This is a genomic window from Saccharopolyspora rhizosphaerae (assembly GCF_003931915.1).
GTDB classification, from domain to species: domain Bacteria; phylum Actinomycetota; class Actinomycetes; order Mycobacteriales; family Pseudonocardiaceae; genus Saccharopolyspora; species Saccharopolyspora rhizosphaerae.
This window is the reverse complement of the sequence record NZ_RSAA01000004.1, coordinates 63,291-78,821: the sequence shown is the minus strand read 5'-3', so window position 1 is coordinate 78,821 and position 15,531 is coordinate 63,291. Positions and strand designations below refer to the sequence as shown.

General features: G+C 69.3%; 15 protein-coding genes, 1 tRNA gene and 1 riboswitch. Of the genes, 11 read left to right on the top strand and 5 right to left on the bottom strand.

Annotated elements, in window-relative coordinates:
* Position 1 precedes the first annotated feature (1 nt).
* Positions 2–865, top strand: coding sequence for a peptidoglycan recognition protein family protein (locus EIL87_RS03780; RefSeq protein ID WP_125088741.1), 864 nt, complete (start codon positions 2–4; stop codon positions 863–865).
* A gap of 338 nt (positions 866–1,203) precedes the next feature.
* Here the strand turns inward: EIL87_RS03780 and EIL87_RS03775 are convergent, their stop codons facing one another.
* Positions 1,204–1,431, bottom strand: a complete 228-nt coding sequence (locus EIL87_RS03775; RefSeq protein ID WP_125088740.1) for a DUF3263 domain-containing protein — start codon at positions 1,429–1,431, stop codon at positions 1,204–1,206.
* A 157-nt stretch (positions 1,432–1,588) separates the two neighbouring features.
* Positions 1,589–1,715: riboswitch (FMN riboswitch) on the top strand.
* 97 nt (positions 1,716–1,812) lie between these two features.
* On the opposite strand from EIL87_RS03775, the gene EIL87_RS03770 reads away from it, so the two are divergent.
* Positions 1,813–2,460, top strand: a complete 648-nt coding sequence (locus tag EIL87_RS03770) for a nicotinamide mononucleotide transporter family protein (RefSeq protein ID WP_125088739.1) — start codon at positions 1,813–1,815, stop codon at positions 2,458–2,460.
* Here EIL87_RS03770 and EIL87_RS03765 read toward each other — a convergent pair.
* Together EIL87_RS03765 and aceE are read right to left on the bottom strand one after the other, a co-directional pair.
* On the bottom strand, positions 2,447–3,490 hold the full coding sequence (locus EIL87_RS03765; protein ID WP_199740242.1) for an isocitrate/isopropylmalate dehydrogenase family protein: 1,044 nt from the start codon (positions 3,488–3,490) through the stop codon (positions 2,447–2,449). The genes EIL87_RS03770 and EIL87_RS03765 overlap by 14 nt on opposite strands.
* A 125-nt stretch (positions 3,491–3,615) precedes the next feature.
* Positions 3,616–6,387 carry a pyruvate dehydrogenase (acetyl-transferring), homodimeric type gene (gene aceE / locus EIL87_RS03760; protein ID WP_125088737.1) on the bottom strand — a complete coding sequence of 924 codons (2,772 nt, stop codon included), beginning with the start codon at positions 6,385–6,387 and terminating at the stop codon, positions 3,616–3,618.
* A gap of 299 nt (positions 6,388–6,686) precedes the next feature.
* On the opposite strand from aceE, the gene EIL87_RS03755 reads away from it, so the two are divergent.
* From EIL87_RS03755 to EIL87_RS03720, 8 genes are all read left to right on the top strand, one after another.
* On the top strand, positions 6,687–7,121 hold the full coding sequence (locus EIL87_RS03755) for a DUF3052 domain-containing protein (RefSeq protein WP_125088736.1): 435 nt from the start codon (positions 6,687–6,689) through the stop codon (positions 7,119–7,121).
* Between the two features lie 111 nt (positions 7,122–7,232).
* Positions 7,233–7,697 (top strand): peroxiredoxin, encoded by a 465-nt coding sequence (locus EIL87_RS03750; RefSeq protein WP_125088735.1) that lies wholly within the window; start codon positions 7,233–7,235, stop codon positions 7,695–7,697.
* Between the two features lie 92 nt (positions 7,698–7,789).
* Positions 7,790–7,864 (top strand) — tRNA-Val (locus EIL87_RS03745).
* 633 nt (positions 7,865–8,497) lie between these two features.
* Complete coding sequence (locus tag EIL87_RS03740) at positions 8,498–8,767, top strand: metal-sensitive transcriptional regulator (RefSeq protein ID WP_125088939.1); 270 nt, start codon at positions 8,498–8,500, stop codon at positions 8,765–8,767.
* A gap of 78 nt (positions 8,768–8,845) precedes the next feature.
* Positions 8,846–9,169: a rhodanese-like domain-containing protein gene (locus EIL87_RS03735; protein WP_125088734.1), complete on the top strand. Its 324-nt coding sequence runs from the start codon at positions 8,846–8,848 to the stop codon at positions 9,167–9,169.
* Entirely contained in the window at positions 9,166–10,590 is a 1,425-nt protein-coding gene (locus EIL87_RS03730) for an MBL fold metallo-hydrolase (protein WP_125088733.1), read from the top strand. Before EIL87_RS03735 ends, EIL87_RS03730 begins: the two co-directional genes overlap by 4 nt.
* Before the next feature lie 38 nt (positions 10,591–10,628).
* Positions 10,629–11,207, top strand: a complete 579-nt coding sequence (locus EIL87_RS03725; protein WP_125088732.1) for a rhodanese-like domain-containing protein — start codon at positions 10,629–10,631, stop codon at positions 11,205–11,207.
* Between the two features lie 80 nt (positions 11,208–11,287).
* Positions 11,288–12,064, top strand: coding sequence for a sulfite exporter TauE/SafE family protein (locus EIL87_RS03720; protein ID WP_199740255.1), 777 nt, complete (start codon positions 11,288–11,290; stop codon positions 12,062–12,064).
* A 103-nt stretch (positions 12,065–12,167) separates the two neighbouring features.
* Here EIL87_RS03720 and EIL87_RS03715 read toward each other — a convergent pair whose 3' ends face one another.
* Complete coding sequence (locus EIL87_RS03715) at positions 12,168–12,953, bottom strand: OBAP family protein (protein WP_125088731.1); 786 nt, start codon at positions 12,951–12,953, stop codon at positions 12,168–12,170.
* Positions 12,954–13,057: 104 nt separating this feature from the next.
* Positions 13,058–14,452: a carotenoid oxygenase family protein gene (locus tag EIL87_RS03710; protein ID WP_125088730.1), complete on the bottom strand. Its 1,395-nt coding sequence runs from the start codon at positions 14,450–14,452 to the stop codon at positions 13,058–13,060.
* A 73-nt stretch (positions 14,453–14,525) separates the two neighbouring features.
* Here EIL87_RS03710 and EIL87_RS03705 point away from each other — a divergent pair, with 73 nt between their 5' ends.
* Positions 14,526–15,050 carry a PadR family transcriptional regulator gene (locus EIL87_RS03705; RefSeq protein ID WP_158628578.1) on the top strand — a complete coding sequence of 175 codons (525 nt, stop codon included), beginning with the start codon at positions 14,526–14,528 and terminating at the stop codon, positions 15,048–15,050.
* Positions 15,051–15,531 lie beyond the last annotated feature (481 nt).

Genomic DNA, 15,531 nt, shown 5'->3' with positions numbered 1-15,531 from the left:
GGTGGCGCTACCGCTCGTGTGGCTCGCCGACGTCCTGCGCGCGGCCGGGCTGAACGTCGTGGAAACACCCGGCTGGAAGGAACGCACCGCCTCGGGCGAGCAGCCCGCTGCCGCGGTCGGAGTGCTCGAACACCACACCGCCACGCCCGCGTCCTACGACAACCCGGCGCCCAGCGTGCAGCTGTGCATCGACGGGCGCCCGGACCTCAAGGGTCCGCTGTGCCACGCGGTGATCGGCTTCGACGGCGTGGTGCACCTGATCGCCGCGGGCCGTGCCAACCACGCGGGCGAGGCCAAGCCGTCCGGCCCGAACCCGGGCGGTGACGGCAACACCCTCTACGTCGGTTTCGAGTGGGACTACCAGGGCGTCGACCAGGGGCCCAGTCCCGAGCAGCACGGCGCGGCGCTCACCGCGACCGCCGCGGTGCTCCGCCACCTCGGTCGACCGCCGGACGCTGCGCGCGGCCACAAGGAGACCAGCGTGACCGGCAAGATCGACCCGGGCCACGTCGACATGGACCGCTTCCGCGCCGACCTCGTGACCAAGGAGCAGGAGGACGAGATGACCCCGGAACAGGACGCGATCTTGCGGCGTCTGGAGCACGAGCTGCTCGGTCCGCGCGGACCCCAGGGCGAGATCCAGGGGTGGAAGACCGCGGTGGGGCCGCGCACGATCGTCGCGATGCTCGTCGACCTGGTCAACAACATGGCCGCCACCCAGCAGCAGAACGCGGGAGGCGGCGGCCTGCAGGGAGCCGAGGCGATCAAAGCCGCCTTCGAAGCGATGCCCGCGGACCAGGCCGCCCCACTGCTGGCCGAGCTGGTTCGCGTACAGCAACAACGCCAACCGGCCCCCGGCGCGTGAGGTGATCGCTCCGCTCAGCGGGACGGTTGCGGGACCTGAGTGGCGCGGTGGCCTCCGCCCGGACATCAGCGGTGCCGCCAGGACCCAGCACTGGACGGCTGGACCGGAGGTTCAAGGCGGGTGTGGAACGCGGCGGGACGTCCGTAGGCGCTCCGCGCTGCGTCGAACTTCGCGCGAGGTGGGAGGGCTGAAGTTCTCCTTCCAAGTTCGCGCGAAGTTCGAAGGTGGGACTTCAGGCTGGCGCCGCCGCAGGTTCTGAGCGGCTTCGTGGCGAGGCCGTGACGCCGGGTGCGGGGAATGTTCAAGAGCGGCGCACGGAGTCCACAGAGCTGCTGGAACTAGACAGCGCGGCGGCGTTGTGCGCGTTGGTCGCGCCGGTTGAGCAGGCGCTTCACCAGGGCGGGCTGCTGGGCTAACGCTTCCGGCTCGTCCAGCAGCCGGTTCAGGCGCTGGTAGTAGCGGTTCGGGGAGAAGCCGAAGCGCTCCTGGATCACGCGCTCCTTGTTGCCCTGGTACTTCCAGTGCTCCCGCTCGAAGTCGAGGATGGCGCGGTCAGTGTCGTTCATCTGGCATGCCCCCTCGCCCATCTCCGACGATCAAGTCTAGGCGATCGTGGTACGGGTGTTCGATCGGCCATCGGTGTCGGCGAGTTGTGATCCGACGCACGTACCCGGCGCGGAACAGATCGACACGCGCAGGATGTTGCGCAGTGCAGTACGAAATCGTGCGCTCCGGGGTCGGTGGAACTCCGAACCGGCGGTGAAAGTCCGCGAACCGGCTCGTCGTCGAGCCGGCCGATCCGGTGGAACTCCGGGACCGACGGTCACAGTCCGGATGAGAGGCGCGCACGGGCCACCGCCACGCGCGAAACCGGGTGCACCACGCCCGCTTTCGCGAGACAGCGGTCGCCCGCGCACACCCCGGCGCACCCGGCGGGAGGAGCGGGCGTGCAAGCGGTGGCGGAATGGCTGCTCGGCAACGGGATCACCGTGCTGGGCCAGAAGATCTCCTGGGCCGAACTCGTCGGCCAGCTCTGCGCGCTCGCGGTGGTCTTCCTCGCGCAACGGCGCTGGGTGGCGACGTGGCCGGTGCAGGTGTCGGCGACGGTGCTGCTGTTCGCCGTCTACGCCTCCGCGCACCTCGGCGGGCTGGCGATCCGGCAAGTGGTCATCCTGCTGATCTCGGTCTACGGCTGGTGGGCCTGGAACCGCCGCAGCGACCCCGTCTACGGCGTGGCGATCCGCACGTCCACCGGGGTCGAGCGGCTGGTGCTCGTCGCGGTCCTGGCTGCGGGCACCTCGGCGTTCGCCCTGCTGCTCAGCGCCCTGGACGCTTCGTGGGCACCGTGGCCGGACGCGTGGATCTTCATCGGCACCGTGGTCGCCTTCTGGGCGCAAGGCCGCGGCCTGGTCGAGTTCTGGCTGGTGTGGCTCGCGGTGGACGCGGTCGGCGTTCCGCTGCAGATCGCTTCCGGCTTGTACTTCAGCGCCGCCATCTACCTCGTCTTCGCCGCCCTGGTCGTGCACGGCTGGTGGAGCTGGAACCGCATGGCTCGGTACCAGCGCGAGTTCGCCACCACCGTCACAAGCGGCTGAGGACCGCGGCGGTCACGCCCTTCGTGCCGCAGGTGGGGGTGCCGTGGGGGTTGAGCCGGACGGCACCCTCCGCGTAGGCGGCTTCGACAGCGCCGGTGATGCGCCGCGCCGTCCCGGTCGCGCCCACGTGGTCGAGCAGCATCGCCGCGGTGAGCAGCTGCGAGGTCGGGTTGGCCAGGTCCTGCCCGGCGATCGAGGGCGCACTGCCGTGCACGGGTTCGAAGTAGGCGGTGCGCTCGCCGATGTTGCCGGCCGGGCACGTGCCGAGCCCGCCGACGGTGGCCGCGCCGAGGTCGCTGAGCATGTCGCCGACGAAGTTCTCGGTGACCAGCACGTCGAAGTGCCCCGGGTTGGCCACCAGGTCGTGCGCGGCGGCGTCGGTGTAGCGGTGGTCGGCTTCGACGTCGGGGTAGTCGGCCGCGACCTCGTGGAAGATGTCCCGGAAGAACGCGAAGCTGCGCAGCACGTTGCTCTTGTCCACGCAGGTCACCCGGCGGACACCATCCGCGGGCGCGCCGGTGCGGGCGCGCGCGGTCTCGAAGGCGAACCGCACGATCCGCTCGACGCCGACCCGGGTCATCAGCAGCTGGTCGCTGGCCGCTCGGTCGTTGCGCACCCCGCTGCCGCGCGAGAGGTACAGACCCTCGGTGTTCTCCCGCACGATCACGTAGTCGATCGGGCCCGCGGCCTCGCGGACGCCGGGCAGCAGTCGCACCGGCCTCACGTTGGCGTAGGTGTCGAGCCCGTTCCGCAGCACCCCGCCGAGCACGCCGGCCTCGGTCCCGTCGGGCTTGCGCACGTCCGGCAGGCCGACCGGGCCCTTCAGCACCGCGTCGTACTCGGTGCGGAACCGCTCCAGGGCTCCCGCCGCGAGCGGCTCCCCGGTCCGCAGGTAGGTCCCGGCCCCTGCGGACTCCGAGCCGAACTCCACGGTCAGCCCGTCCGCCTCGGCGGCAGCGGCCAGCACCTCCCGGGCGCTGTCCACCAGCTCAGGTCCGATGCCATCTCCGTCGATGCACGCGATCCGCACGCTCCCACTCCACCACACGAGCCTCGGGCCAGCCCCTGCTCGGCGACCTCGCTCACAACGCACCCGGAGACGGAGCGGCCCCGGTGGCCGCCGTCCAGCGGGCCACCGGGGCCGTCGGGGAGCGGTCAGGCGTCCCCGGGGTCCGACGTCTGCGGGCCGGCCGACTGGACGTCATCGATGCGGTACTTGCGAGCGGCTTCGACGACCGTGGACTTGTCCACCTGGCCGGTGCGTGCCAGGGCCGCGAGCGTCGCGACCACGGTGGACTCGGCGTCGACCAGGAACACCCGCCGCGCCGCCGGGCGGGTGTCGGAGAAGCCGAAGCCGTCCGCGCCGAGGCTGACCATCTCGCCCGGCACCCACGGCCGGATCAGGTCCGGCACCGCCCGCATCCAGTCGCTGACCGCCACGACGGGGCCCTCCGCCTGCGACAGCACGCGCGTCACGTACGGCACCTGCGGGTCGGCCCCCGGGTTGAGCAGGTTGTGCCGGTCGACCTGCTCGGCCTCCCGGCGCAGCTGCGACCACGACGTCGCTGACCACACGTCGGCCCGCACGTCCCAATCCTCGGCCAGCATCCGCGCGGCTCGGAGCACCTCCGGCAGCAGCACGCCCGACCCCATGAGCTGGGCGCGCGGCCCGGAGCCCTCCGGCGCCGCCTCGTACCGGTAGAGCCCGCGCAGCAAGCCGTCCACGTCCAGACCCTCTGGTTCGGCCGGCTGCTGGTAGGGCTCGTTGTAGACGGTCAGGTAGTAGAAGACGTTCTCGGCGTCCTCGCCGAACATCCGCCGCAGCCCGTCCTTGACGATGTGCGCCACCTCGAACGCCCACGCCGGGTCGTAGGCGACGACCGCCGGGTTGGTCGCGGCGAGCAGCTGCGAGTGCCCGTCGGCGTGCTGCAGGCCTTCACCGGTCAGCGTCGTGCGGCCGGCGGTGGCGCCGAGCACGAACCCGCGCGCCATCTGGTCGGCCGCCGCCCAGAACCCGTCGCCGGTCCGCTGGAAACCGAACATCGAGTAGAAGATGTAGACCGGGATCATCGGCTCGCCGTGCGTGGCGTAGCTGGTGCCCGCGGCGGTGAACGAGGCGGTCGACCCGGCCTCGTTGATGCCCTCGTGCATGATCTGCCCGGATTCGCTCTCCCGGTAGGCCAGCATCAGCTGGTAGTCCACCGGTGTGTAGAGCTGCCCCTGCGGGTTGTAGATCTTCTGCGACGGGAACATCGAGTCCATGCCGAAGGTCCGTGCTTCGTCCGGGATGATCGGCACGATCCGGGGCCCGATCTCGCGGTCCTTGGCCAGGTCCTTGAGCAGCCGGACGAACGCCATCGTGGTGGCGACCTCCTGCTTGCCGGAACCCTTGCGGACCACCTCGTAGACCTTCTCGCCCGGCAGCACCAGCGGCTTGGACCCGGTGCGGCGCTCGGGCAGGTAGCCGCCCAGGTGGCGGCGGCGTTCCTGCAGGTACTGGACCTCCGGCGAGTCTTGACCGGGGTGGTAGTAGGGCGGCTCGTAGGCGTCGATCTGCTCGTCGGTGAGCGGGATCCGCAGGCTGTCGCGGAAGAGCTTGAGGTCGTCCAGCGTCAGCTTCTTCATCTGGTGGGTGGCGTTGCGGCCCTCGAAGTGCGGGCCGAGGCCGTAGCCCTTGATCGTCTTGGCCAGGATCACCGTCGGCTGGCCGTGGTGCTCGGTCGCCGCCTTGTAGGCCGCGTAGACCTTGCGGTAGTCGTGACCGCCGCGCCGCAGGCCCCAGATCTCGTCGTCGGTGAGGTGCTTGACCATCTCCTTGGTGCGCGGGTCACGCCCGAAGAAGTGCTCGCGCACGAAGGCGCCGTCGTTGGCCTTGTAGGTCTGGTAGTCGCCGTCCGGCGTGGTGTTCATCAGGTTGACCAGCGCGCCGTCACGGTCGGCGTGCAGCAGGCTGTCCCACTCGCGACCCCACACGACCTTGATGACGTTCCAGCCCGCGCCGCGGAAGAACGCCTCCAGCTCCTGGATGATCTTGCCGTTGCCGCGGACCGGACCGTCGAGCTGCTGCAGGTTGCAGTTGACCACGAATGTCAGGTTGTCCAGGCCCTCGTTGGCGGCCACGTGCAGCAGGCCCCGCGACTCGGGTTCGTTCATCTCGCCGTCGCCGAGGAACGCCCACACCCGCTGCTGCGAGGTGTCGCGGATGCCCCGGTCGTGCAGGTAGCGGTTGAACCGGGCCTGGAAGATCGCGTTCATCGGGCCCAGGCCCATCGACACGGTCGGGAACTCCCAGAAGTCCGGCATCAGCCGCGGGTGCGGGTAGGACGGCAGGCCGCCACCGGCCCCCGCGTGCGAGTGCTCCTGGCGGAACCCGTCGAGCTGGTCCTCGGTGAGCCTGCCCTCCAGGAAGGCACGTGCGTAGATGCCGGGGGAGGCGTGGCCCTGGATGTAGAGGTGGTCCCCGCCGCCGGGGTGGTCCTTGCCGCGGAAGAACCAGTTGAACCCGACCTCGTAGAGGCTCGCCGAGGAGGCGAACGACGAGATGTGCCCGCCGACGCCGATCCCCGGCCGCTGCGCGCGGTGCACCATCACCGCCGCGTTCCACCGCATCCACGCCCGGTAGCGGCGTTCGGTCTCCTCGTCGCCGGGGAACCACGGTTCCTGCTCGGTGGGGATGGTGTTGACGTAGTCCGTGCTGGTCAGCGAGGGGACGCCGACTCCGCTCTCGCGAGCGCGCTGCAGGAGGCGCAGCATCAGGTAGCGGGCGCGCTGCTGGCCGTGGGTCGACAGCACCCCGTCGAAGGACTGCAGCCACTCATCGGTCTCCTGCGGATCGATGTCGGGAAGGTGGGAGGCCAGCCCATCCCGGATCACCCGGACCCGCTGGGCGGGGACGTTGTGGGTGGCGTCGTTGTTAGGCGCGGACAAGGGAACTCCTCGACTACGTCGGGATTCGTGGCAGGGTGTCGTGCCGGACGTGACGTCCGACACCTCCATGTTCCCCCATGTTCGCGACCGATGGGCGCACCGGGAACCGGTGACGTCGCAGTGCAGGCTGTTGGTGCGGGCGAAGCACGTCTAGAGTCGGACATCAACGTGTTGCTACGGCGTGTCGTACGCCTAGCAGTTGCGCCGGTGGCGGTCCGCAGTGTTCGCTATCGGCCAGGTCTGGAAGTCGTGCGGAGCCAGCCGGCGCCGCACCGGTGCATTGGAGGAGTGAGCAAACCGTGGTCGCCGCGGGAGACGCCGGTAAAGGCGAAGCCGACGTCGCCGAAAGGCTCGACATCGAGCCGGAGATGGTTGTCCAGGAAATCGGCTGGGACGAGGACGTCGACGACGATGTCCGGGCCTCGATCGAGGAGCGTTGCGGGAGTGATCTCCTCGATGAAGATGCCGACGAAGTGGTCGATGTCGTGTTGCTGTGGTGGCGCGAAGACGATGGCGACCTCACGGACACGCTTCTCGATGTGATGACGCCCCTGTCCGACGACGGGGTCATCTGGGTGATGACCCCCAAGACCGGCCGCGACGGTTACGTCGAACCGGCCGACATCGCCGAGGCCGCCTCGACGGCGAACCTGGCGCAGACCGCGAACGCCAGCGTCAGCGACAGCTGGATGGGCACCCGCCTCGCGTACCGCCGGGCCAAGGCCCGGCGCTGACGCGGATCGCGTTTCGAACCGTGGGCACCGATGTCGCCATCGGTGCCCACGGTCGTTGCGCGGTGTAGGTTCGGGCCCGGACAAGGTCATGTCGAACAGGAGGGTGCGCTCATGACTGTTGAGGTCGGTGCACAGGCGCCGGACTTCACGTTGCCCGACTACAACAAGGAAAAGGTCTCGCTGGCTGACTTCCGGGGCAAGAAGAACGTCCTGCTGGTCTTCTACCCGTTCGCCTTCAGCGGCGTCTGCCAGGGTGAGCTGTGCCAGGTCCGCGACGACCTGAGCGACTTCCAGAACGACAAGGTGCAGGTCATCGGCATCTCGGTCGACACGCCGTTCTCGCTCAAGGCGTGGGCCGAGCAGCAGGGCTACACCTTCCCGCTGCTGTCGGACTTCTGGCCGCACGGTGAGATCGCGAAGGCCTACGGCGTGTTCAACGAGGCCGCGGGCATGGCCAACCGCGGGACCTTCCTCATCGACACCGAGGGCAAGGTCCGCTTCGCCGAGGTCAACCAGCCCGGCGAGGCCCGCGACCAGGACGTCTGGAAGAAGGCTCTGGCGGAACTCACCGCCTGATCCTTCGCGGACGGTCGACCGGTCCCGCAGCCGGCCGAGACGCCCCGGTAATGTCACCGGGGTGTCCGACCGGCTCGGCCGATCGACCACCAGGGCGCATAGCTCAGCGGAAGAGCACCTGCCTTACAAGCAGGGGGTCGTTGGTTCGAACCCAACTGCGCCCACCACCTCTACCTTGGGTTTCTTTTCCCTCCGCGCGCTCAGCCTCGTTGCGGGTGCGGTTCCCCCTCGAATGATCATCGCCGGGTCGAGCGCGTCCTGGCTTCGGGGGCGTGGCGGCTCTTCTCGAAGGTCAGGTTCGACGCGGCGCAGGAGTACGCGCGCAGGGCGTGGGACGCCGGCGATCAGATCTACGTCGTCCAGGTCCGTGCGGGCTCGCACCACACCAACGATCTGTCCCGTCCGATCCCGGACATGGGTGGGCAGTGGGAGGCGATCGAGTCGGGGGCAGATCGAGCGCCACTCCTTGGTCGACTTCTACGAGAAGCCCGCGCTGTACGCGATCTTCCGCAGTGCTCAGAGCAGCACCACGGGTTGAGTGGCCAGAACTGCTCTGCTCGGAACTGGGTCAGCGGCACGTCCGCCTTGCCGCTAACCCGGCGCTGCAGCTGGTCCGACGTCTGCTCCGCGATGAGGCCGAGTCCCGGGCGGTGACCTCCAGCCGCTGCACGGCTGCGAGAAGGCGGCGCGGCGGTGAGTCCCTTCTCCGCACGCCGTCGGTCCTCAGCCGCAGAGTTCCACGACTCCGGAATACCCCCGGGGGTTTGCTACGTTGGTGAGGGCGAAAGGAGATGGTCGTGGTGGAGATGAAGCCCGAGGTGGTGGGGGACGCCTTGACGCGGTTGCGCAGGGCTCGAGGTCAGTTGAACAGCGTGATCGAGGCCATGGAGGAAGGTCGCGACTGTGCTGAGGTGCTGACCCAGCTCGCTGCGGTTTCCCGTGCTCTAGACCGTGCCGGGTTCAAGATCGTGGCCAGCGGGATGAAGCACTGCCAGCAGGCTCGCGAGGACGGCGATGAGCCTCCGATGACCGAGCAGGAGCTGGAGCGCTTGTTCCTCGCACTCGCCTGAGCGCGGCTGAGGTGTCGTTCTCGAGCGGAGCGGCGCCGTGCGTCTGTCACATACCCCCGGGGGTTTCAGGAGAACGTCGTGGTGGAGCAAGTGCCGGAAGTGAGTGTTGATGTGTTCGCGGGTACCTGGCGACGGGCTACCCGGTTGGTGGACGTGCGTGAACCTGAGGAGTTCGACTCGGGGCATGTGCCGGGTGCTGTGAACGTGCCGCTGGGCGAGGTGCTCGCTGCGCCGCAGAGCTTCGCGGAGCAGGAGTGCTACGTCATCTGCCACTCAGGAGGACGCAGCGCGAAGGCTGCTGGGGCGATCAACGCCGCAGGTGGGAGAGCGGTCTCGGTGTCCGGCGGGACAGCGGGGTGGATCGAAGCAGGACATCCGGTGGAAAGGAGTGCGCGGCAGTGACGGCAGCGGATGTGGTGAAGCAGGAGGACCGCTTGGTCGGCCTCGCGGTTGAGGTGGTCGAGACGTCGTCGCTGGGGGACCGCAGCTATCTGGCCACTGATGGTGAGGTGGCCGTGGTGGTCGATCCGCAGCGGGACGTGGACCGGATGATCGCCGCCGCTGGGCGGTTGGGTGTGCGGATCGCCCTGGTGCTGGAAACCCACGTGCACAACGACTACGTCTCCGGTGGCTTGGAACTGGCCCGCCTGACCGGTGCCGAGTACGGCTTGGCGGCTGCCGACGAGGTGCCGTTCGACCGACGCCCGCTGGTCGACGGTGACCTCGTGGAGATCTCGCCGCGGATGCAGGTGCGCGCGGTGGCCACGCCCGGGCACACCTACCACCACCTGTCCTACGCGCTGGAAGGCACCGACGGCCCGGTCGGCGTGTTCACCGGTGGCTCGCTGCTGTTCGGCACGACCGGGCGCACCGATCTGCTGGGTGAACAGCACAGCGAGGACCTCGCTCGGCACCAGCACGCGTCCGCGCAGAAGTTGGCGTCGGCCCTGCCCGACGGTGCGCAGATCTGGCCGACCCACGGTTTCGGCAGCTTCTGCTCGGCCACGCAGGCTTCCGGGGATTCGGCGACGTTGGGCGAGCAGAAGCAGCGCAACCCGGTGTTCACCCTCGCCGAGGGCGATTTCGTCGAGCAGACCCTGGCAGGACTGGACGCCTACCCGGCCTACTACGCGCACATGGGCGTGCAGAACACGACCGGCCCCGAACCGCTGGACCTGCGCGAACCGGCCCGCGCGGAGCCTGAGGAGCTGCGGCGCCGCTTGGAGCACGGCGAGTGGGTGGTCGATCTGCGTTCCCGCAAGGCCTACGTGGTCTCGCACCTCGCGGGCACCGTCGGTCTTGGCCTGGACGGGCCCATGGCGACCTGGCTGGGCTGGATGATCGAGTGGGGTGCCCCGATCACGTTGCTGGGCGAGTCCCGCGAGCAGGTCGCCGAGGCCCAGCGCGAGTTGGCCCGCATCGGTATCGACAAGTTCGCGGCAGCGGCCGTGGGAGCTCCCGAAGACCTGGCGGCCGATCCCGGGCAGCTGCGCAGCACACCGGCGGCCGAGTTCGCCGACCTGGCATCGGCGCTCAGCGGTGGAGCACGCGGTCTTCCGGCGCCCGAGGTGGTGCTGGACGTGCGGACCCACAACGAGTTCACCGCGCGCCACGTGACCGGTGCGGTGCACATCCCGCTCTACGAGCTCAAGGACCGGCTCGGTGAAGTGCCCCCGGGTGCGGTGTGGGTGCACTGCGGCAGCGGGTACCGCGCCACGGCCGCGGCTTCGCTGCTCGAAGCGGACGGCCGCACGGTGGTGCTCGTCGACGACGAGTTCGGCGCCGCCGCCGAGGTCGGCGTGCCGATGAACGACGACCACTGACACCGACATCGGGACCGATCGTGGAGGTTTCCCCGGCGATGACCCATGCCCTGCCCAGCGTTGACACAGCCCAGGTCCTCGCCTTGCGCGAGGCCGAGCCCCGGACCCGGTTGATCGACGTGCGCACGCCCGGCGAGTTCGCGGCCTCGCACATCCCGGGCTCCGACAACGTCCCCCTCGACCTGCTGCGGGAGCACCGCGAGGAACTGACCGCGCAGCACGGTGATCCGGTGGTGCTGGTGTGCGCATCGGGGGGCCGCGCGGAGCAGGCCCGCACCCTCCTGGAGAACGCCGGTCTGAGACGGATCAGCGTGCTGAGCGGCGGCATCTCCGGCTGGCAGCAGCAAGGAGGCGAGCTCGACCAGGGGCGCGGAACCTGGGCCTTGGAGCGGCAGGTGCGGTTGGCCGCCGGACTGCTCGTGCTCACCGGCGTGGTGGCCAGCACCGCCTACGACCCTCTGAAGTGGATCGCCGGGTTCGTCGGCGGGGGCTTGACCTTCGCAGCGGTGACCAACACCTGCGCCATGGCCCGCGTCCTCGGATTGCTGCCCCACAACCGCACACCCCGCACCGACGGTCGTGCCGTGGTCGCGGCCCTGACAGGTGGTCGGGGATGAGGGTGGATCTCAGGCGAGTGCGTGCACGGTGTCGTGGGCAGCGGTGGATGACGCCGCTCCAGGGGTAGGTGGATTCGTTGTTGGCAGCGGTGTTCGGCGCGGTGATCGGACTGGCCCTGGGCCTGCTCGGAGCCGGGGGATCGATCCTCGCCGTGCCGGCCTTGGTCTACGGCGTCGGACAGCCCCTGCACACGGCGATTCCCACCTCGCTCGCCGTCGTCGCGCTGTCCTCGCTGGGGGCCGTGCTGCCCCGTCAGCGGCGCAGCGCGGTGCGGTGGCCCGTCGCGCTGGTCTTCGGCGCGGCCGGCATCCCCGCGACCTTCGCCGGTGCCTCGCTCGGCAAGCTCTTCCCGCAACGCTGGCTGCTGCTGGCCTTCGCCGCGCTCATGGTCGTCGTCGCGGTGCGGATGGTGCGTGGCGGCGACAACCACTCCGGAGCCTGCCGCACCCACCAAGGTGGGATCAACTGGCGCACCTGCCTTCCCAAGTCCGTGCTCGCCGGTGCGTCCGTCGGCCTGCTCACCGGGTTGCTCGGCGTCGGGGGCGGTTTCATCATCGTCCCGGCCCTGAGCTTGCTGCTCGGCCTGGGGGCGCAGCAGGCCGTGGCGACGTCGCTGGTGGTGGTGCTGATCAACTCGGTTTCGGGGATGATCGCCCATGTCGGGACCGCCGACACCATCGACTTCCCCGTGCTGCTCTTGTTCGCCGGCACCGCGCTGGTCATCTCGGTCATGGCCGCCCGGTGGTCCACGAAGCTGAACCCCGCCACGGTCCGCCGATGGTTCGCCTTCGTCGTCCTGGCAGTCGCAGCTTTCGTGGCCGCGGCCGCCGTCATCAACCCTTCGGTTGTGGGCTGACAGCGCACCTCCGCGGGTTGCTACCTCGGCAGGTGTCGTCGGCACTGCGAGGGGATCGATCGAACCGACATCGACGACCACGCGTGCTCCTGGGCGCGGCGGTTCACCGCTTGAAGTCAACTTGTTCCAGGCGGGTTTGCACGGAGCGGCCGCTTTCCCAGCAGTTGGCGCCTGGGGCGACTTCCGGCGCGGGGATGTCGGCTCGGTGTTCGCGCTTGTGGGAGGTGGAGATGCCGAGGGCCTGGTCGCGCTCGCGGACCAGTTCCTCGTCGGCCTGGCCGTCTCCGGTCATGGCCATCATCAGTTGCGGGATGCCGTAGGGGAAGTCGTCGCGGTCGTACTGCCAGGTGTGGAACGTCTTCCCGTAGGTGCTCACCAGGTCTTGGAAGTAGGTGTGCTCGGCGATTTCCGGGACGCCGGGGGCGGCCAGCACGCCGGACTTCACCTCGTAGTGGTGGCTGTGCCAGAGCTGCTTCTCCTCGTCGGGGAGTGCGCGGAAGCGTTCCTCGCTGATGATGTACTCGATCCCGATGAGGCGGGCGTCCGGCGCGTTGCGGTCGAAGATCACGCACTGGTGCAGGTCGTGGCGCAGGTGGACGCAGAAGTGCGTGGCCTCGACCTGACGCCCCATCTCGTCGGCGTACATGTGCAGGCCGTTGAGGTAGGTGCTCATGGCCGCCAACGGGTACTTCGGCTGCATGAGGCCGGAGGCGAGGTCGAGCGCCCGGTGCAACGGCGGGTGTCCTCTGCCGACCTTCATGGTCGCCGCCACCTTGCGGCTCGCCAGCAGGCTGAGCGCAGCTGCTGCTCCGCTGGCGACACCGATGCCGATGGCCGCGGGCAGGCTCCGGCAGGAGCCAGTGGAGCGGACGTTGCCGTGTGCCTTCATGCACCGACGGTTACCCACGGCTCGGGTGGTGAATCCCGGTCAGCCCTGACATGACCACGTCGGGCGAGGGGTTGGTGGGCGCGACCGCGCCCACCAACTGCGATCTAGTCCCTGCTGAACTGGCCGTGGAGTTGGTACGGGATGTGGTGCGGCACGGCAGCGCGGGCGAGTGGGCGCAGGGTGCCGGCGTCGAGGACGAGCAGCGCCGAACGCCCGCGCTGGACGTCGAGCACGACCGACAGCAGCACGCCGTCGTCCTCGCGGTCGGCGCCAGGTCGGCTGACGAAGACCGGCTCGCTCGGGTGCTGGTCGGGCTCGTACCAGGAGAGTGAGGAACCGTCCGTGGTGTCGATCTTGACGAGCTGGTCGATCCACCCGTGACGGTTGCCGACTCCCCAGACGTAGCGGTGCGGCAGCCTCGCGCGGCGGCCGTTGATGCGGGGCAGGTCGATCGTGGTGTCGCAGACCTGCTCGGACGCGGCACCGTTGCTGCTCAACCGCAGCCGCTTCAGGTGCGAGCGCGCGAAGTCCTGCGCGTCGTCGTGCATGATCTCGTGCATCCGGTCGAGGTAGAGGTCCTGGATGATCTGCGTGTCCTCGTAGGCGCACAGGTCCACGACGACGTCCGAGCCGTCTTCGTAGGCGTTGACGTGGTGGAAGGCGAAGAACGGCTCGAGCGTGCGCCGCGCGCCCACCTCGCCGGTCCGCCGGTCGACGAGCGTGACCCGGGTGCCGCGTTCTGGTTCCCAGCGGTAGTTCTCGATGAACGGCTTCCCGGAGAGCGCGAGTGCCGCCGGCTCCACCACCAGCGGGAACTCGACGAGCACGAACCAGCGCTCGGTCATCCCGAACGAGTGCATGTAGGCCGGGTGTCGGACCGGGATCGATGCGACGACCTCTGTGCCGCGTTCGTCGACCCGGTAGAAGCGGTAGGAGCTGCGCGGGCCCAGCTTGGCCGCGTAGTTGAGCATCGCGCCGGAGTCGTAGTGCGGGTGCGCGGTGGTGAGCTGTCCCGGAGCCCGGTACGGGGCGACGCCCGCAGCTTCCAAAGTGCGCTGGTCGAACTCGACCGGGAGCGAACCTTCGGTCAACGCGAGGAACCGCTCGCCGAGCTTGGCCACGTTGACGTTGGCGTTGTCGGTGGTCGTGCCGGAGAACGCGGCCTGGACGCGCTGGAAGATCGAGCGGCACGGGTCGGTGGCGAACTGGCCGTGGGTGAGCTTCCCGGCCTCCTCCGTCGAGCGGTAGGTCGTGCTGCCGAGGTACTTGTTCGTGTAGGAAACCGTGCCGCCGCTGACGGTGAAGCTGTGCAGCATCGCCAGCCCGTCGAACCAGTGGCGCAGCGCGGTGGAGCCCGCCTGCCACGTGGCCGGGCCGGTGCGTAGCAGGTTCCCGGACAGCCATGAGGGGATGTCGCCCTCGACCGGCAGTGCGTCCACGGTGATCTCGTCGTCGAGGGTGGTGAGTCCGAGGTCGGCGGGACGGGGGGTGGTGACCATGTCGTTCACCTCGAATGGTTCGAGTCGAATGGTTCTATACGAACGATTCGGAAGGTACGGTAGGGTGTCCGGCATGTCAACGGTTCGCCTCACGAATGCGTCGTACGTGGTCCTGGGCTTGATCGAGGCGTTCCAACCCGCGACCGCTTACGACCTCAAGCGGGTGGCCGGGCAGAGCGTGGTGAACTTCTGGTCGCTGCCCCACACGCAGCTCTACAGCGAGACCTCCCGTCTGGCCGAAGCCGGACTCCTCCACGAGGAGCGGGAGGAAACCGGTCGTCGCCGCCGCAGGTACACGCTCAGCGAGGAGGGACGAGCGGAGCTGGACCGGTGGAGGGCTGAACCGGTGCGCGACCTCTGCGAGGTCCACGACCCCGCCACGCTCAAGCTGTTCTTCGGCGCCGACCCCGAGGCGCTCGCGGCCGACCAGATCGCCCTGCACGAGGAGAAGCTGCGGGAGTACGAGGAAACCCGGGCGGGCCTCTCCGAGGACAGCCCGCGCGGTATCGCGCTGGCCCTCGAGATGGGCATCGGTCTCGAACGCCACTTCCTCGACTTCTGGCGCACAACCGTGCAGCACTCCCACGACCGCGCCTGACCTGCAGAGGCGTTCGTGACGTGACACCCGTTCACTTCGGGTGCTGGGCGTTGCGGCGGAATGGACGGTTCTCGGCTGCTCAAACGCGGTTCGCACCGTCCGGGTGAAATCCCGTTCAGGAATGGCGTCCTTGTAGGTGCCGGTCGGGTGGTGACCACCTCTTCGCCGGGAATACGTTCTCGCCGCGACTGGGTCGTACAACCCGATGCTGTGGAGGTCGAGATGATTCGTCGTGCCTCACTCGCGGTGGCCGCCCTCGGAACCGCGTCCCTCCTCACGCTTCCCGGAACCGCTCTTGCGCAAGACCGGGATTGCCCTGATTTCGCGAACCGCCAAGAAGCTCAAGCCGCGTTCGAGGCGCAGCCTGGAGATCCCGAGCGCCTGGACGCCGACAGCGACGGCATGGCCTGCGAATCTCTCGGAGGTGGTGCGGAGGCCGCTGCGCCTGCCGAAGGGTCGGCCGACGCGCCGTCCGGGGTGA